The sequence below is a fragment of the Kineosporia babensis genome (assembly GCF_021129305.1).
Taxonomy (GTDB): Bacteria; Actinomycetota; Actinomycetes; order Actinomycetales; family Kineosporiaceae; genus Kineosporia; species Kineosporia babensis.
Map to the genome: position 1 here is coordinate 20,625 of NZ_JAJOMB010000021.1, position 17,026 is coordinate 37,650.

At 68.6% G+C, this 17,026-nt stretch carries 20 protein-coding genes; 10 read left to right on the forward strand and 10 right to left on the reverse strand.

What is annotated here, in order from left to right:
* The first annotated feature begins 96 nt into the window (after positions 1 to 96).
* Positions 97 to 681 (forward strand): DinB family protein, encoded by a 585-nt coding sequence (locus tag LR394_RS30565; RefSeq protein ID WP_231448058.1) that lies wholly within the window; start codon positions 97 to 99, stop codon positions 679 to 681.
* A gap of 88 nt (positions 682 to 769) precedes the next feature.
* Here LR394_RS30565 and LR394_RS30570 read toward each other — a convergent pair whose 3' ends face one another.
* Positions 770 to 1,363, reverse strand: coding sequence for a TetR/AcrR family transcriptional regulator (locus tag LR394_RS30570; protein WP_231448059.1), 594 nt, complete (start codon positions 1,361 to 1,363; stop codon positions 770 to 772).
* A gap of 127 nt (positions 1,364 to 1,490) precedes the next feature.
* Between LR394_RS30570 and LR394_RS30575 the strand changes: the two genes are divergently transcribed.
* A complete protein-coding gene (locus LR394_RS30575; RefSeq protein WP_231448060.1) occupies positions 1,491 to 2,246 on the forward strand; it encodes an SDR family NAD(P)-dependent oxidoreductase in 756 nt (251 codons plus the stop codon).
* A 167-nt stretch (positions 2,247 to 2,413) separates the two neighbouring features.
* Entirely contained in the window at positions 2,414 to 3,514 is a 1,101-nt protein-coding gene (locus tag LR394_RS30580; protein WP_231448061.1) for a glycoside hydrolase family protein, read from the forward strand.
* Positions 3,515 to 3,584: 70 nt separating this feature from the next.
* Here LR394_RS30580 and LR394_RS30585 read toward each other — a convergent pair whose 3' ends face one another.
* The 3 genes from LR394_RS30585 to LR394_RS30595 form a co-directional block, all read right to left on the reverse strand.
* Positions 3,585 to 4,211, reverse strand: a complete 627-nt coding sequence (locus LR394_RS30585; RefSeq protein WP_231448062.1) for a histidine phosphatase family protein — start codon at positions 4,209 to 4,211, stop codon at positions 3,585 to 3,587.
* A 30-nt stretch (positions 4,212 to 4,241) separates the two neighbouring features.
* Entirely contained in the window at positions 4,242 to 4,991 is a 750-nt protein-coding gene (locus LR394_RS30590; protein ID WP_231448063.1) for a nucleotidyltransferase domain-containing protein, read from the reverse strand.
* Positions 4,992 to 5,090: 99 nt separating this feature from the next.
* On the reverse strand, positions 5,091 to 5,504 hold the full coding sequence (locus LR394_RS30595; RefSeq protein WP_231448064.1) for a VOC family protein: 414 nt from the start codon (positions 5,502 to 5,504) through the stop codon (positions 5,091 to 5,093).
* Between the two features lie 202 nt (positions 5,505 to 5,706).
* On the opposite strand from LR394_RS30595, the gene LR394_RS30600 reads away from it, so the two are divergent.
* Entirely contained in the window at positions 5,707 to 5,976 is a 270-nt protein-coding gene (locus LR394_RS30600) for a type II toxin-antitoxin system Phd/YefM family antitoxin (RefSeq protein WP_231448065.1), read from the forward strand.
* Positions 5,966 to 6,244 carry a type II toxin-antitoxin system RelE family toxin gene (locus LR394_RS30605; protein ID WP_231448066.1) on the forward strand — a complete coding sequence of 93 codons (279 nt, stop codon included), beginning with the start codon at positions 5,966 to 5,968 and terminating at the stop codon, positions 6,242 to 6,244. Before LR394_RS30600 ends, LR394_RS30605 begins: the two co-directional genes overlap by 11 nt.
* 35 nt (positions 6,245 to 6,279) lie before the next feature.
* Here LR394_RS30605 and LR394_RS30610 read toward each other — a convergent pair whose 3' ends face one another.
* The 3 genes from LR394_RS30610 to ychF form a co-directional block, all read right to left on the reverse strand.
* On the reverse strand, positions 6,280 to 6,729 hold the full coding sequence (locus LR394_RS30610; protein WP_231448067.1) for a hypothetical protein: 450 nt from the start codon (positions 6,727 to 6,729) through the stop codon (positions 6,280 to 6,282).
* A 398-nt stretch (positions 6,730 to 7,127) separates the two neighbouring features.
* A complete protein-coding gene (locus LR394_RS30615) occupies positions 7,128 to 7,310 on the reverse strand; it encodes a hypothetical protein (protein WP_231448068.1) in 183 nt (60 codons plus the stop codon).
* Between the two features lie 327 nt (positions 7,311 to 7,637).
* Positions 7,638 to 8,723: a redox-regulated ATPase YchF gene (gene ychF, locus LR394_RS30620; RefSeq protein ID WP_231448069.1), complete on the reverse strand. Its 1,086-nt coding sequence runs from the start codon at positions 8,721 to 8,723 to the stop codon at positions 7,638 to 7,640.
* A 209-nt stretch (positions 8,724 to 8,932) separates the two neighbouring features.
* Between ychF and LR394_RS30625 the strand changes: the two genes are divergently transcribed.
* Complete coding sequence (locus LR394_RS30625; RefSeq protein ID WP_231448070.1) at positions 8,933 to 10,219, forward strand: DNA recombination protein RmuC; 1,287 nt, start codon at positions 8,933 to 8,935, stop codon at positions 10,217 to 10,219.
* 427 nt (positions 10,220 to 10,646) lie between these two features.
* The gene (locus LR394_RS30630) at positions 10,647 to 11,108 is read left to right on the forward strand and encodes an SRPBCC family protein (protein WP_231448071.1); all 462 of its coding nucleotides are present in this window, start codon (positions 10,647 to 10,649) and stop codon (positions 11,106 to 11,108) included.
* A 185-nt stretch (positions 11,109 to 11,293) separates the two neighbouring features.
* On the opposite strand, the gene fdhA is transcribed toward LR394_RS30630, so the two are convergent.
* Both fdhA and LR394_RS30640 read right to left on the reverse strand, forming a co-directional pair.
* Complete coding sequence (gene fdhA / locus LR394_RS30635; protein ID WP_231448072.1) at positions 11,294 to 12,511, reverse strand: formaldehyde dehydrogenase, glutathione-independent; 1,218 nt, start codon at positions 12,509 to 12,511, stop codon at positions 11,294 to 11,296.
* 130 nt (positions 12,512 to 12,641) lie between these two features.
* Positions 12,642 to 13,691, reverse strand: a complete 1,050-nt coding sequence (locus LR394_RS30640) for a 4-hydroxy-3-methylbut-2-enyl diphosphate reductase (RefSeq protein ID WP_269330043.1) — start codon at positions 13,689 to 13,691, stop codon at positions 12,642 to 12,644.
* 33 nt (positions 13,692 to 13,724) lie between these two features.
* Between LR394_RS30640 and xseA the strand changes: the two genes are divergently transcribed.
* Positions 13,725 to 14,975, forward strand: coding sequence for an exodeoxyribonuclease VII large subunit (gene xseA / locus LR394_RS30645; RefSeq protein WP_231448074.1), 1,251 nt, complete (start codon positions 13,725 to 13,727; stop codon positions 14,973 to 14,975).
* A 128-nt stretch (positions 14,976 to 15,103) separates the two neighbouring features.
* Entirely contained in the window at positions 15,104 to 15,310 is a 207-nt protein-coding gene (locus tag LR394_RS30650) for an exodeoxyribonuclease VII small subunit (protein WP_407937158.1), read from the forward strand.
* Between the two features lie 6 nt (positions 15,311 to 15,316).
* Here the strand turns inward: LR394_RS30650 and LR394_RS30655 are convergent, their stop codons facing one another.
* Positions 15,317 to 16,237 (reverse strand): carbohydrate kinase family protein, encoded by a 921-nt coding sequence (locus LR394_RS30655; protein WP_231448076.1) that lies wholly within the window; start codon positions 16,235 to 16,237, stop codon positions 15,317 to 15,319.
* A 116-nt stretch (positions 16,238 to 16,353) separates the two neighbouring features.
* Between LR394_RS30655 and LR394_RS30660 the strand changes: the two genes are divergently transcribed.
* Positions 16,354 to 16,962: a DUF4245 domain-containing protein gene (locus LR394_RS30660; protein WP_231448077.1), complete on the forward strand. Its 609-nt coding sequence runs from the start codon at positions 16,354 to 16,356 to the stop codon at positions 16,960 to 16,962.
* The last annotated feature ends 64 nt before the right edge of the window (positions 16,963 to 17,026 follow it).

The window sequence follows — 17,026 nt, forward strand, 5'->3', positions numbered from 1 at the left end:
GACCGATCACGGTAACAACGGCCGCGCCGATCGGCCCGCACCCACGCCTGGCTTAATCCGGTGCCTGCGAGCACCCCGGGCTGCCACGATGGCGAGATGGCAGAAGACGAGTTCAAGGCCGGGCTTCAGCACTACCTGCAGCAGGCGCGCGACGCGCTGCTGTGGAAGCTCGAAGGCTTGTCCGAGTACGACCTCCGGCGCCCCCTGGTCCCGACCGGAACGAACCTGCTCGGCCTGGTGAAGCACCTGGCCACCACCGAAGCCGGCTACTTCGGCCAGGTCTTCGGCCGGCCCTGCCCGGACGAGCAGTTCCCCTGGCCGTGGCCCGACGACCTGGAGGACAACGTCGACATGTACGCCACTGCGGACGAGTCGTCGGCAGAGATCATCGCCATGTATCGGCGGGTCAACGCACACTCCGACCAGACCATCGAGGCCCTGCCCCTGGACGCGACCGGCACCGTGCCATGGTGGCGGGAGGAACATCAGACCGTGACGCTGCACCGGATCCTGATTCACATGATCGCGGAACTGAACCGGCATGTGGGGCACGCCGACTTGGCGCGCGAAATGATCGACGGCGCCGCGGGGCATCGCCAGGAGAACTCGAACATGCCGCCTGAGCACGACCAGGCCGCCTATCGCGCCAGATTGGAGACGATCGCGCTGGGTTTCCGGTGAACGCCCGGCCCCTGATCGGTAGGTGACCACCAACGGACGTTCTGCTCGCCGCGGGCGGTGAGCAGAACGTCCGTCGTTGGTGGGCTTTTCAGCTCTTGGCGGCCGTGTTGAGCGGCCACCAAGCCGGGAGCATCTGCACATAGACGCTCAGGAAGTCCTCGACCGACAACTCCGGGTGCTCCAGCCAGCCCGCGATCGCGCCCACCGTGCCGTCGGCGATCAGCCGCGCGGCGATGTCGGCCGCCGCGTCGTCGGGCACCCCGGCCACCGGCATCTCGATCCGCACCCGGGCCAGCTCGAGCAGGATCCGGCTGGACTCCAGGAAGTGCGCGCCGAGCATCGAGCGCAGGCCGACCTCGGAGCTGTAGGCCAGGTCGCGGCGATAGATCGCGATCCGGCTCTCGATGTGCCGCATCACCCCCTGCGTCACCTCGCTGGCCACCGTGGCCAGGTCCGCGCCGGTGTCGGCCAGCAGCGGCTGGCGCAGCGCGTCCAGGTCCACCAGCAACGCCTGACGCAGCAGATCGTCGGGGGAATTGGCATGCTCGTAGAAGGTCGAGCGATGCACCCCCGCCTCCCTGGCCAGCTCGGACACGCTGACCTGAGTGACCGGCCGTTCCTCGGCCAGCCGGAGCACGGCCTGGTGCAACCGCTCGCGGCTCCGGCGCTGCCGTGCGTCCATTAGAGACCCTCCCGGATTAGAACCCGACACCTGTCGGTTATCTTGATGTCAACACAACTCTTGCTAGGGGCGAACGATCTCCCGACCGTGAGCCGGACGTCCCTGCTGCTCAGGACGGAGAACCATCATGGCCACCTACGACGTAGCGGATCGTTCGGCGATCGTCACCGGCGCGGGGGCGGGCATCGGCCGCGCCGTTGCCCTGCTGCTGGGTGCGAACGGCGCGAGCGTCATCGTCTCGGACATCAACGCCGAGGACGCCGACCGGACCGTGAAGGAGATCGAGGCCGCCGGGGGCGTCGCCAAGGCGGTCGTCGGTGACATCGGCGACCGAGACGTGAACATCGCCCTGGTCGAGGCCGCGCAGGCGCTGGCCCCGCTGAAGATCTCGGTGAACAACGCCGGCATCGGCGGCCCGGCCACCCCGGTCGCCGAGTACCCGCTGGACGCCTGGAAGCGGGTTCTCGACATCAACCTGAACGGGGTGTTCCACGCGCTGCAGGCGCAGATCCCGGCGATGGCGGCGAACGGTGGCGGCTCGGTCGTCAACATGGCCTCGGTGCTCGGCTCGGTCGGGATCCCCGGCAGCTCGGCCTACGTGACCAGCAAGCACGCCCTGCTGGGCCTGACCAAGAACGCCGCGCTGGAGTACTCGCCGCAGAGCGTGCGGGTGAACGCGGTGGGCCCTGGCTTCATCCGCACTCCGCTGCTCGAGGCCAAGATGGAGGTCTCGGTCCAGGAGCACCTGGCCGGCGAGCACGCCCTGCGCCGCCTGGGCCGGCCGGAAGAGGTGGCCGCGCTGGTCGCCTTCCTGGCCTCGGACGCAGCCAGCTTCATCACGGGCAGCTATCACCTGGTCGACGGCGGATACTCGGCGCACTGAGCACATTTTGCACGATCGGGTAATTCCGGCCGAACCGACGGGCCGGAATTACCCGATCCGCTTGCCGAGCACGGTTCGGCGGGCCCAGACAGTCGCACCTGCTTTAGCGCAGCGTTAGGCCTTTCGGCTCATCGGGCTTAGCGCGGGCGCTCCTAGGCTCGGCAACCGTGACCCGCCGGAACAAACGCCTCGTCGGACTGCTGGCCGCCCTCGCCCTGATCGGCGGTGGGCTCGGCTACCTCGGACTACGCAGCCAGAGCCCCTCGGCCGGGGCTGCCGGTGCCAATCTGATCAGCGCACAGATACCGCAGGCCACTGCGAGCGCCCAGCCTTCGCAACCTTCCGCTTCTCAGCCTCTGGCTTCTTCGGCACGAGCCACGGCCGAGGCCAAAAAACTGGCCGAACGGGTGGCCCGGGCCAAGAAGAAGCTCACCGCTCAGGCCAAGAAGGCGCGCACCACCACGCCGAAGCAGAAGCCGGCCACGCCCTCTGCCCAGCCCGCTGGGCCGGACGCGTTCGGCTCGGTCGGCTCGGTCAAGAAGGGCGCCGCCACCTGGAACCAGGACGGCATGACCGCCTCGCTCAAGGACTCCGGGGTGAGCTGGTTCTACAACTGGGCGCCCGACCCGCAAGACGTCAAGGCCCCGGCCGGCGTGGACTTCGTGCCGATGATCTGGGGTGCGGACGCGGTCAACGCCAGCACCCTGGCCACCGCCAAGAAGCACGGCAATACCCTGCTCGGCTTCAACGAGCCCGACCTGGCCGAGCAGTCCAACCTGAGCGTCGAGCGGGCGCTGGAGCTGTGGCCCCAGCTCGAGGGCACCGGTCTGCGGCTGGGCAGCCCGGCCGTGGCCTGGGGCGCCGACCAGGACGGGCAGTGGCTGGAGAAGTTCATGCAGGGCGCCGAGGACAAGAACTACCGCGTCGACTTCATCACGCTGCACTGGTACGGCTCGGACTTCAACCCGAAGAACGCCACCCAGCACCTGAAGACGTATGTCGAGGCCACCCACGCCAAGTACGGCAAGCCGATCTGGCTGACCGAGTACTCGCTGATGAACTTCGGCGGCGGGCCCAAGTTCGCCTCCCCCGCCGACCAGGCCGAGTTCGTGCGGCTGTCCACCAAGATGCTCGAGGAGCTGGACTACGTCGAGCGCTACTCCTGGTTCGCCTTCCCGACCTCCAAGAACGGCCAGGACGAGACCGGCCTGTACCGCCCCGGGGGTGCCCTCACCGAGCCGGGCAAGGCCTATCGCGCAGCGGGCTGAGCTGCGGTTCTCCAGCCGCCGGTCCGGCCGGGCTTCCCCTGAAGTTGCCTGGCCGGGCCGGTTTCCGCTCTCACTCGCCGCTGACCAGCTCCGGCGGGAAGTGCCGCACGTCGCCCAGCCGGATCAGGAACGAGTGGCGCGGCGCCTCTTTCGGGCCGCGCCCGCGCGGCCAGTGGTGCACTTCGGTGATGGACGCGTGACAGGCGGAGGTCTCGGTGGTCCAGTCGGCATCCGGCCCGAGCCCGTACACCCAGCGCAACGCCGCGTCGATCACCCCGGCGTGGACCACCACGATCAGCCGGCCTCGCGGCGGCTGATCCATCAGACCGTTCAAAGCCCGTTGAACGCGTTCCTGAAACTCTCCCAGCGACTCGCCCCCAGGCGTCCGGTGCTCGGGTCGCCACAGCAGCAGATCCTCGCGCTCGTCGGCATCGGCCCAGGTCCAGCTCTCGCCGAAGCGAATCTCGTCCAGATCCGCCACCTGCTCCGGCTCACGCCCGAACGCCCGGGCCGTAGCCACCGCCCGCTGCCGGGTGCTCGACACCAGCCGGTCTGCCTCGGTCAGCGCGAGCGCTCTCCCGGTGGCAGCGGCCTGCTCCTGACCCAACGGGGTGAGCGGTCCGTCCTGACCTTCACGAACCTGCTGACCATGACGAACAAGATGCAGACGGACGGGTGGAGTGGCCTCGGCCGGCACGGCTGTCCTTTCGTAGTTGCTGGGTTCTTCTCAGTTCCACAGGCCCACCGCGGACCGGAAGTCCCGCACGATCGGCGACACGACATCGTCCATCATCGTCTGGATCTCGAGCCCGGAACAGTCGATCGGCTGCTCGCTCCAGAGGCTCAGTTCCTCCAGCCCGGCAGCCAGTTCCGGCCGCACCTTGCTCCAGCGCGCCGCCGCGGTCCGGCGATCGGTGGTCCAGATCTCGTCGTGCACACTGACCAGCCCAGACAACGCCAGCAAGGTCTTCCGCGCGATCCTCCGAGCCAGGCCTTGGGTTTCACCGGCCTGAAGGGCTCCACGCCACACTTCAACATGCTGGGCAATATCCCCGTTGAAGCCCCGGGCCGCCCTGACGTCAGCCGGAAACGCCTGGCCCGCAGCCATATCCGGACCTACCAAGAGCACGCAGTAATGCCGCAAGAAGACCCGGTTGCCGTACGACTCGTCGCTGTCCCCCACCAGATCCTGCGCCGTCAACGCACTGATCTCCACGCCACGGACGAGCCCCGCGAACTGCCGCGACAACTCTGGCCCAGCAGTCCGGCCCGAAGCTCCGACAGACAACAGATCCAGGTCTGAAACTCCTTGCCGGGCATGCCCGGTGGCCACGGAGCCGTACAGGTACAGCGAGCGTCCATTGGCCTGCTGGACCGCCGCCTGCAGGACCGGCTCAAACGCCGACGGCACGCGCGAACGAGCTACCCCGGTCACGATCGTGCCGTCGGCCGCCTTGCCTTCATCCGGGTCGAACAAGGGCCAACTCCTCCGGGCCGGTCGGCCGCCAGAGAGTCACGGTCGGGTTCATCCCCCGGACGCTACTGCCCGCCTCAGCGACCGGCCAGCGAAATAACGTCAGAGAACGGACGCCCCGATCTCACCCGGGTTGTAGGCGACCTCCCAGCGGAAACCGTCCGGGTCGGCGAAATACCCGCTGTAGCCGCCCCATTCCCGCGAGGCCGGCTCCACGACCACAGTGCCCCCAGCTGCCTTGGCCTCGGCAATCACCTGATCCACCTCGGCCGGCGAGGCCACGTTGTGCGCCAACGTGAACGGCAGTGCCCCCTCACCTCGCGCGATCGGCCCGATCTCCTGCACGGCGGCGCTCTCCTGCCACAACGACAGCACCAGCTTCTCGCCGACCCGGATCATCACCACCTCGTCCGGCACCTCCAGCTCGACCGGCCAGCCCAGCTGCTCGACGTAGAACGCCCGGCTCTTGACGACGTCCCGGACTATCAGCGACAGAAAGCTCAACCGGGGATCCATCACCCAGACAGTAGTTGCTCCCCCACCCCAGCACTCCTGTGCCCCGCCGCTCGCCCCAACCCGTTGTCGGGCCCCTTAACCGGCACGGCACCCAACCGGCACCAAGACGCCAGACCTGCGCCCGACGTCCCCCAAGACTCTTCCCAGCGGGCAAAGAAGGTTCCGCAACGTGTACACATGGGTCGCTTGGTACCTTTTGTACATGATTGATGTGCCCCGCATCTCCGTCCGCGAAGCCCGCGCGCACCTGGCCGACGTGGTCGACAAGGCCGAGCGCGACCAGCCGACCGTGATCCTGCGCCGCAACAAGCCGGTGGCCGCGGTGGTCCCGCTCGACGTGCTGAAGCACTACCTCGAACTCGAGGAGCGCGAGATCAGCCGCATCGTCGACGAGCGCACCAAGGCCCAGTCGTCCGACCGCGCCGTTCCGCTCGAGGACGTACTCAGCGAAACAGCCTCCCGTGCCCGATGACTACCGCACGCTGATCGCACCCGCAGCCCGCGACGAGATCAGCGCCGCCCCCCGCCCAGTCGCCCTGCGAATCCTGAAAACGCTGCTCGCCCTGGAACGCGACCCGCGCGGCCTCTCCCCCACGCCGCCTGCTCCCCGCCCGATCCCACTGGCGTCAGACCCGGACCGCCACACCTTGCGGATCGGCGACCACCGCGTCATCTACACCGTCGAAGACCTCAAGATAATCGTCTGGGCCGTTCTGCCCACCGGCTCCGTCCGAAACTAACCGGCCAGAGGACGATTCCAGAGTCGTGCGGCCACCTACTTGTACGGCTCGTACTGAGTACGGTGCCCCCAGCGTCGCCAGCCAGGCAGCGGGACAACCGAAGCCAAACCGCCTCCGTATCCCACTTCACACACCACATCACCGCTGGCCAGCGTTACGGCAACAGCCGATCTTCCAGCCGCGAATGTCTCCACCACGCGGCCGGCCACCATGGCTGCCACGACGTCACCAAGAAACTGAAGATCCGCAGCGGTCGGTTCCAACTCCCAGCGCCCACCCTCTCGGCCGGCTTCGAACACAACCACATCCGTCCAGATCCAGGAGAAGGCCAGGCTGCGGGGATTGGCCGGTACGGCGGAGACCATGTGCCCATCAGCCGGACCGAACGGCCGATGGGTCACCGTGACAAGGCTTCCCAGGTCTGACAGACGATCTTCAATGACCTGGAGATGCGCTCTCACCTGCGCACTCTTCAACTTGTTCATGCGCGGCACGAGGACTCACCGTCAGACGTTGAACCGGAACTCGACCGGAGTCCGGCATCGATCAGCCATCTGAGCCGTTGCCCCAGAAGCTCAGGACGAGCGGTGCGAAGCCGAGTTCGAACGCCTGCTCCGCTTTCCGTACCGCTGACGAGCAGCCTCACCCGAAGTGCCCAGCAGGTCACCGATGGAACGCCATGAGTGCCCCGAAGAATGCGCCTGCCACACAAGTTCAGCAAGAGCACGCTCAGCGTCCGACCTCGCCAGAACCGCCTGGCGCAACGCCTCCAGTTGCGGTTCGCCTTTGCCCGCGTTCGACTCAGCCGGCTCGAAAGCTTCGAAGCGAGCGGCCAGCTCGTCGGCATGGTCAAGGATCTCTTGTACGGTCCGTGGCATCTGCATCACCTCAAGAACTTCGGCCGAGCGGGCATCGCATGCACGATCACCGGGGCAATATCTCCCTCGACCACCCCGACCTCCAGCAGTCGCGCCGATCGATCAGGGCCGATGAACATCCGCAGCCCCTCATCCACCTCGTAGATTCGGATCGGGTTGGCAAACGCGTGCTGCATGTCCTCATCCACAATCCCGTGCTTCCGAGCGCTCACAGCAACGATCGGCATCACCAAGGTAGCCCCCGCCAACCTCGACAGCAAGTTAACTTGTCGTCGAGCCTACCCCAGCAAGCCGCCCTTCATCGGACGCCGGATCCCACTTCGGGCATGGGCCGCAGAGCTACCTGCGATCCCTACACATCGAACTGGACGCCCCCACGCTCGCCTACGCGCCGACCGTCATCCATCGCGACAAGTTGCGGGTCACGACACCGTTCCGGATCCAGCTGGACCTCAACGAACTGGTGCCCGGCCGCAAGTAGCGAACCAGGCACCAGGTGACGAACCGGAACTCAGCTACACATTGAACCGGAACTCGACCACGTCGCCGTCCTGCATGACGTAGTCCTTACCTTCCATCCGGACCCGGCCCTTGGCCTTGGCCTCGGCCATCGAGCCGGCCTCGAGCAGGTCGGCGAAGCTGACGATCTCGGCCTTGATGAAGCCGCGCTGGAAGTCGGTGTGGATCACGCCGGCGGCCTGCGGGGCGGTCCAGCCCTGGTGGATCGTCCAGGCGCGGGACTCCTTCGGGCCGGCTGTGAGGTAGGTCTGCAGGCCGAGGGTGTGGAAGCCGACCTTGGCCAGCTGGTCCATGCCGGACTCGGTCTGCCCGACGCTGGCCAGCAGCTCGGCGGCCTCCTCGGCGTCCAGCTCGATCAGCTCGGACTCCAGCTTGGCGTTGAGGAAGATCGCGTCGGCGGGGGCGACCAGGTCGCGCATCTTGGCCTGCAGCGTCTCGTCGGACAGGCCGTCCTCGTCCACGTTGAACACGTAGATGAAGGGCTTGCTGGTCATCAGGCTGAGCTCGCGCAGGTGCTCCATCTCGATGCCGGCCTTCGCGGCGCCCTTGGCCAGCGTGGTGCCGTCCTCCAGCAGCTTCTGGGCGGCGACCGCGGCGTCGAGCACGGCCTTGTCGGCCTTCTTGCCCTTGACCTCTTTCTCCAGCCGCGGGATGGCCTTCTCCAGGGTCTGGAGGTCGGCCAGCATCAGCTCGGTGTGGATCACCTCGATGTCGTCGGCCGGGTCGACCCGGCCGGCGACGTGAATCACGTCGTCGTCCACGAAGGCGCGGACCACCTGGCAGATCGCGTCGGCCTCACGGATGTTGGCGAGGAACTTGTTGCCCAGGCCCTCACCCTCGCTGGCGCCCTTGACGATGCCCGCGATGTCGACGAAGGAGACCGTCGCCGGGATCTGCTTCTCGCTGCCGAACACCCCGGCCAGCTGGCCGAGCCGCTCGTCGGGCAGCGGAACCACCCCGACGTTGGGCTCGATCGTGGCGAACGGGTAGTTCGCCGCGAGCACCTCCGCCTTGGTGAGGGCGTTGAAGAGCGTCGACTTGCCGACGTTCGGGAGACCGACGATGCCGATGGTGAGTGCCACGCGTCCAGGTTACTGGCCAGCGCCGACAGTTCTGAATTGCGGACGTCCGGGTCGCCTCGGGCGCCCGGCCGGCGGTTCCGGGATCAAGAGCAACTGCATAAGGACGAAACGTTTGTGGGCACCGCGGCAGGAAGCGTCCACGAGGCGCCGGCCGGGTTGTCGGACGGTCCGGGGACAAGACTGTCGGTGCGGCCTGGCATCGTGGCCGCATGACGACATCGGTGGGCTTCCTGCTCGGCCTGATCATGGGTCTGGCACTGGCTGCGGCGGCGGCCTACGCCGCGTTCCCGCCGCTGCTGCGGGCCCGGCAGGCCGCGCTGGAGACCGAGCGCGACCTGCTGCGTGAGCGGATCACCGATCTGGAGGCGGCCGCCGGGCAGGATCACGAACTGGTCGCCACCTTGTCCCCGCTGGCGACCACCCTGCAGCGGGTGGAGAAACAGGTCCAGACCCTGGAGCGGGACCGGGTCGAGCAGTTCTCCCGGCTCGACGAGCACCTCAGCGCCGTGCACGCCTCCGGCGAATCGCTGCGCGCCCAGACCGCGGCCCTGGCCAGTGCCCTGCGTTCACCCACCTCGCGCGGTGCCTGGGGCGAGGTCCAGCTGCGCCGGGTGGTCGAGCACGCCGGCATGCTGCCCCGGGTCGACTTCTTCACCCAGGCCTCCGGCACCACCCCCGACGGCAACAACGTGCGGCCCGACCTGGTGGTCCACCTTCCCGGCGGCAAGTACGTCGTGGTCGACGCGAAGGCCCCGCTCGCTGCCTTCCTCGAAGCCAGCGAAAAGGGTGAGGCCGCACTGTCGGCCGCCGCAGGGGCGCACGCCAAGGCCCTGCGGGCGCACGTGGACACCCTGGCCGCCAAGGAGTACTGGACCGCCTTCCAGCCCACCCCGCAACTGGTGATCTGCTTCGTGCCGGGCGAGGCCTTCCTGGCCGCCGCCTGCACCGCCGACCCCAGCCTGCTCGAGCACGCGATGGCCCGCCGGGTCGTCCTGGCCACCCCCACCACCCTGCTCGCCCTGCTCCGCACCGTGGCCCTCACCTGGCAGTCCGAGGCAGTCAGCGGCAACGCCCGGCACCTGCTCGAGATCGGGACCGAGCTCTACCGCCGCCTGTCCGGCCTCGGCGAGCACGCCGGCAAACTCGGCCGCGACCTGCACCGCGTCGTCGAGGACTACAACGCGCTGGTCGGCACCCTGGAACGCCGGGTCCTGGTCACCGCCCGCAAGATGCAGGACCTCGACCTGGTCGACACCGACCTGCCCAGCCTCACCCCGCTCGAATCCAGCCCACGCCCGCTCACCGCCGACGAGCTCATCGCCGGCCCGCCGCACCCCGCCCCGGCACACCTGAGCCTGGACCTGGAGAACCACCAGCCCAGCCGAGAACCAGGCACCGACCACACCGAGCACGAACCGGTCGGCCGAGCACCCGAGGGCCTGAACAACCCCGGCCGATCAGAGCGCTCTGACCCCGGCCATTGGTCCGGCCGTTGAACCACCCGGCCAGAGCGTTTGAGGAAGGGGCGGCCCTGCCAGTGCACCGGCCAGCAGACGGCGACTCGCTTCAGCCCGGAAGACGGTATAGACCAAGCCTTCCCGCTCCACGCGGCACTCTGACTCGACAGCCGTCCCGGTAACCGAACTGGAAGCACCCGAACCACCGGCAACCCGGCAACCCGGCAACCCATCACGCCGACGGCCGCCTGAGCAGCACCGGCCGAGACTCCCGAAGGAAGGCACGACTCAAAGACGACCCAAGACCCACCACCGCAGGACCCGGAACGGAGGAGTCAGCAACCCGCCCCGACCTGAACCGGCCTCGACCGGCCTCGACCGGCCTGACTCAGTCCGTCACGGCCCGTCCGTTTCCGTCCCCGGCCGATCCCATCCGACCGGCCCGACCGAGAGCTGGTGAACCGCCATGATCCGCAACCGCATCGTCTCCTTCCGGCTGGAGACCCACATCGCCGCGCCCGTCGAAGCCTGCTTCCGTCTCAGCCTTTCCGTGGACGCTCACACCTCGTCCATGCAGGGCTCGGGCGAGAAGATCGTCGGAGGGGTCAGGTCCGGCGAGATGAAGCTCGGTGAAACGGTCACCTGGCAGGCACGGCACTTCGGCATCCCGTTCCGGATGACGTCGAAGATCACCGCTCACGAGGAGCCCCGCCGGTTCGTCGACGAGCAGGTGCGCGGGCCGTTCGCGCTCTGGCGCCATGAGCACCGGTTCGAAGCGAGCGGCGCCGGAACCCGCATGGTGGACGTGGTCGACTTCGCCTCGCCGGCCGGTCCGATCGGGGCGTTGGTCGACCGGCTGTTCCTGCGGCGCTACATGACGAAACTACTGGAGGAACGCAACCGCTGGCTGGCCACCGAACTCGGCTGACCGGCAGGCGAAATCCAGTCCGAACGCCAGGTTCGATCGGTCCCGACCCAAACCCAACTGCACCCGATCTGCAACCCAGCCGGAACCCAAGGTGGGCCGAGAACCTCACGCGCCCACAAACGTTCAAACAAAAGACGCCCGGGGTGACCACCTCAACCAAAGGTGACCACCCCGGGAGCCATGCATCAGGCCGCGACCATGCCGTGCGGGTCGATCACGAACTTCTTCGCCGCACCCTGGTCGAAGTCCGCATACCCCTGCGGAGCCTCGTCGAGCGAGATCACCGTGGCGTTCACGGCCTTGGCGATCTGCACCTTGTCGTTCAGGATCGCCTGCATCAGGCCGTAGTTGTACTTCATCACCGGGCACTGGCCGGTGACGAACGAAAGCGACTTCGCCCAGCCGGTTCCCAGCGACAGTGACAGCGATCCGACTTTCGCGGCCTCGTCGATACCACCCGGGTCACCGGTGACGTAGAGCCCGGGGATACCCAGCGCGCCACCCGCGGCAGTGATCTCCATCAGCGAGTTCAGCACCGTGGCGGGAGCTTCCTGAGCTGCGCCTTCACCGTGGCCCCGGGCCTCGAAGCCGACCGCGTCCACCCCGCAGTCCACCTCGGGCACGCCGAGGATCTGCAGGATCTGGTCCTTCGGGTCGCCCTTGGACACGTCCACCGTCTCGCAGCCGAAACTCCGGGCCTGCGCGAGCCTTTCCGGCACCAGGTCGGCCACGATGACCACCGCGGCGCCGAGCAGCTGGGCCCCGGCGGCAGCCGCCAGCCCGACCGGACCGGCACCTGCGATGTAGACCGTGGAGCCCGGTTTCACGCCCGCGGAGACCGCGCCGTGATAGCCGGTGGGGAAGATGTCCGAGAGCATGGTCAGGTCCGTGAGCTTGCTCAGGGCCTTGTCCTTGTCGGGGAATCGCAGCAGGTTGAAATCGGCGTAGGGCACCATCACGTACTCGGCCTGGCCGCCGACCCAGCCGCCCATGTCCACGTACCCGTAGGCCGCGCCCGGACGGGCCGGGTTCACCGTCAGGCAGATCCCGGTCTTGCCCTCTTTGCAGTTGCGGCAGCGCCCGCAGGCGATGTTGAACGGCACCGAGCACAGGTCACCGACCTTGATGAACTCCACGTCGGAGCCCACCTCGACGACCTCACCGAGGATCTCGTGACCGAGCACGAGGTGCTGCGGGGCGGTGGTGCGGCCGCGGACCATGTGCTGGTCGCTGCCGCAGATGTTGGTGGTGGCGACCTTGAGAATGACGCCGTGGTTGCATTTTCGGCCGATGTTGTCCGGGTGGACCCCCGGGCCGTCCTGCAGTTCCAGTTTCGGGTAGTCGGTTTCCTGGACCTCGACCTTGCCGGGACCCATGTAAGCAACGCCTCTGTTGCCTGCCATCTGCGATCAACCTCTTCGTCGAACGACGCCGGGCGGGACCTGCCCATCAGAACACGCCCGGGCGAAGAGGGCCAGAACAGGATCGGCCCGCTCCTTCCGGAGCGGGCCGACGCGTCTGGAAGGAGCGGACTCAGTCCTGCTGGGCGGCCTTCTTGGCCTCGGCCGCCTTCATGTCCCGGCGGATCTCCTTCGGCAGCGAGAACAGCAGGTCCTCCTTGGCCGTGACCACCTCTTCGGTGTCGCCGTAGCCGCGCTCGGCCAGCCAGGCCAGGACGTCCTGCACCAGGATCTCCGGCACCGAGGCACCCGAGGTGACGCCGACCGTGGTGACGCCCTCCAGCCAGGCCTCGTCGATCTCGGCCGCGAAGTCGATCCGGTGCGAGGCCTTGGCGCCGTACTCCAGGGCGACCTCGACCAGGCGCACCGAGTTCGAGGAGTTCTGCGAGCCGACCACGATCACCAGGTCCGCCTGTGGGGCGATCTTCTTGACCGCGACCTGCCGGTTCTGGGTGGCGTAGCAGATGTCGTCGCTCGGCGGGTTCTGCAGCGTGGGGAACTTCTCCCGCAGCCGGCGCACCGTCTCCATCGTCTCGTCCACCGACAGCGTGGTCTGCGAGATCCAGACCACCTTGTCCGGGTCGCGGACCACGACGTTCTCGACGTCGTCGGGGCTGTTGACGATCTGGATGTGCTCGGGCGCCTCACCCGCGGTGCCCTCGACCTCCTCGTGACCGGTGTGACCGATCAGCAGGATGTCGTAGTCACTGCTGGCGAAGCGCACCGCTTCCTTGTGCACCTTGGTGACCAGCGGGCAGGTGGCGTCGATGGTCTTCAACTGACGGCGGTCGGCCGCGGCGACGACGGCCGGCGACACGCCGTGCGCGGAGAAGACCACGATGGCGCCCTCGGGCACGTCGTCCGTCTCGTTCACGAAGATCGCGCCGCGGGCCTCGAGCGAGGTGACGACGTGCCGGTTGTGCACGATCTCCTTGCGCACGTAGACCGGGGCGCCGTGCACCTCCAGCGCCTTCTCCACCGCAAGCACCGCGCGGTCCACCCCGGCGCAGTACCCGCGCGGGGAGGCCAGCAGCACCCGCTTCGTGCCTTCGCTGCTGACGGAGGAGGTGGGGGCCGTGGAGGCAATGCTCGATGCGGTCACGACTCCATGGTAAGTGCGCATTCTGCGGGCATTGCGGTCGGCTAGCGTGACGTGGTGAGCAATACGCCCCGGAAGATCCCGGCCACGGCGAGTGAGACCACTGCGGAACAGCCCTGGCCGGTGCGCCTGCTGTCGGCCAAGCTCACCGACTACATCGCCAGGTCACCGGGGGTGTGGGTGGAGGGTCAGGTGGTGCAGCTCACGCGCAGACCGGGACAGACCACCTGCTATCTCACGCTGCGTGATCCGGATGTGGACCTGTCGTTCAACGTGAGCACGCACGTGCGGGTGCTGGACGCGCTGCCTACCCCGCTGCAGGACGGCTCCCGGGTGGTCATGCACGCCCGCGCCCAGCTCTTCCCGCGCCGGGGATCGCTGAGCCTTTTCGCCGACCAGATCCGCCCGGTCGGGGTAGGCGAGCTGCTCGCCCAGCTGGAACATCTGCGCCGGTTGCTGACCGCCGAGGGCCTGTTCGCGGCCGAGCGCAAGCGTCCCCTGCCGTTCCTGCCTCAGGTGGTGGGGCTGGTCTGCGGGCGGGCCTCGGCGGCGGAGCGGGATGTGGTGGAGAACGCGCGGCGACGCTGGCCCGCCGTCCGCTTCGACATCCGCCCGGTGGCGGTGCAAGGGCCCAAGGCGGTTGAGGACGTGGTGGGTGCGTTGCGCTCGCTGGACGCCGACGAACAGGTGGACGTCATCGTCGTCGCCCGGGGCGGAGGCTCGGTCGAAGACCTGCTGCCGTTCAGCAACGAGGGACTGCTCCGGGTGGTCTCGGCCTGCCGCACGCCGATCGTGAGCGCGATCGGGCACGAGGTGGACAAGCCGTTGCTGGACCTGGTGGCGGACTGGGCGGCGTCCACCCCGACCGACGCAGGGAAGCGGATCGTGCCGGACATGGCTGCGGAGCTGGAGGGGGTCGCTCAGCAGCGGCGGCGGGCACTTCAGGCATTGAGGACGCGGGTGGCACGGGAAGCCGAGTCGATCGCGGCTTTGCGCTCCCGGCCGGTTCTGGCTGACCCGCACCGCCTGCTGACCGCCCAGTCCGATCTGGTGTCGGTGCAGCGGGAACGAGCTGCCCGGGCGCTGAGCAATCGCCTGTCGCACGCCCGGCAGGACGTAGGGCATCTGCGGCAACGGGTGCGGGCGTTGTCTCCCCTGGCGACGATGGAGCGGGGGTACGCGGTGGTGCAGCGGGCGGACGGGCGCGTGGTGCGCGCTGCCAGCGAGGTTTCGGGCGGAGAAGCGCTGCGGGTGCGGGTACACGAGGGCGAGATCGCTGCGCAGGTCACGAGCGTTCAGGGCGAATAACGACAGACGAGGTGGCTGGCTCGGGTAGGCCGTAGGCTCGCGAGGTGACTGCGCCCCGCCAGAAGAAGACCGAGCCGACGAAGACCGGGGACGACCCGGTCGAGGCCGCGTCCGCCGACGCTGCCGCGCTGGATGCCGAGCTGGCCAAGCTGTCCTACGAAGAGGCCCGCGACGAACTGGTCAGCGTGGTGCGGCGGCTGGAGAGCGGCGCCGAGACGCTGGAGGAGTCCCTGGCGTTGTGGGAGCGCGGTGAGGCGCTGGCCCGGCGCTGCGAGACCTGGCTGGCCGGCGCCCAGGCCAAGCTGGACGCCCGCCTCGCCGAGCCCACCACCTGAAGCGGATCAGGGCTGCCAGGCGTCGATCTCGGCGCGGGTAGGCGGCTGGGCCCCGGCCTGGGTGCAGGTGTAGGCCGCCACCCGCACGGCGTGGGTCAGCATCGGGGCCAGGTCGGCCGGCGACTTGTCCCGCAACGAGCCGATGGCCGCAGGCGTGAGCAGCCCGGCCTGATCGAGCGCGTGCAGCAGCCCGGCCATCAGCGCATCCCCCGCGCCTACCGTGTCGGCCACCGCGATCTTCGGCGCCGGCACCTCGACCACGCCCGAGGCCAGCACTCCGACCGCGCCCTCACCCCCGCGGGTCAGCACCACCAGCGCCGGGCCACTGGCCCGCCAGGCCTCGATCACCTGCAGCGGATCCACCCCCGGGGTGAGCCAGGCCAGGTCCTCGTCGCTGACCTTGACCACGTCCGAGGCCCGCACGATGCGCTCGATCCGCTCCAGCGCCGTGCTGCGATCCCCCATCAGCGCAGGCCGGGCGTTCGGGTCGTACGAGATCACCACCCGGCCGGCGTTCTCCTCGACCAGGCGCAGCACGTCCTCGCCGCCCGGCGTCAGAGTGGCCGCGATCGACCCGGTGTGCACCGCTCGCGCCGAAATGACACCGATGTCATCGGGGAGCGACCACTCCAGGGCGAAGTCATATGTGGCCACGCCGGCGTCATCCAGGTGCGCCGTGGCCGTGGACGTGGCCGCCGCGGTGATCGATCCCTCGGCCAGTTCCACTCCGGAGCCGCGCAGGTGCCCGACGATCGAGGCGCCCCGCTCGTCGTCACCGATCCTGGTCAGCAGGCGGGTACCCACTCCCAGCCGGGAAAGGCCGAGCGCCACGTTGGCCGGGCTGCCGCCCGGATGCTCCACGGGCACCCGCCCGGGCGCCGAGACGATGTCGACCAGGGCCTCACCGATGACCAGTACCTCGTCCACGCCGCCTCCTCGCGATGCCTGTCCAGAGCGTGATCAAGCGTAGCCATCCACCGGCGGCGCCGGGCCGCAGGCCACCCGGTTACGCATTTACCCACCCCAGGCGCAACCATAGGGAGGTGACCGAGACGCCCAGCACCCCCGCCGGACCAGCCGCACAGGTCGTCGGCTCGGCCGCGGACCGCAGCGCGGAGCACCGCCGCAAGTCGCTCAGCACCCGCCCGAAGGACATGCTGATCTCGATGGCGGTGATCGTCGGCATCGTGCTCGTCCTGCTGCTGCTGGTCCCGCGGCCGAACGAGATCCCGGCCCGGGCGATCAACCCGAACGCGGCCGCCACCGGCGCCAGCGACGAGCTCGGCTTCACCCCGGTGGTGCCGGTGCTCACCCCGGAATGGACCACCCGCGCCGCCGGTCTGCAGCTCAAGACCACCGACGGGATCACCGCCTGGCAGCTCACCTACACCACGCCGAGCGGCACCTACGTCGGCGTGCAGCAGGCCGAGAACCCGACCAAGGCCTGGGAGTCGCGGCAGGTCACCGACGGCAAGGAAGACGGCACCGAGAACATCGGCGGCCTGGAGTGGATCGACCGCAGCCGCACCGACCGGGGCACCACCAGCTGGGTGCACCGCGGCGAGGACGGCATCACCACGATCGTCACCGGTACCGCCGACGAGGCCCAGATGAACCTGTTCGCCACCGCCGTGGCCGCCAAGCTCGGCTGAGACGCCCACCCAGACACACCGTCCTCAGTCAGGTCTTGCCCTTCCCGCCGACTCGAGTAGACAC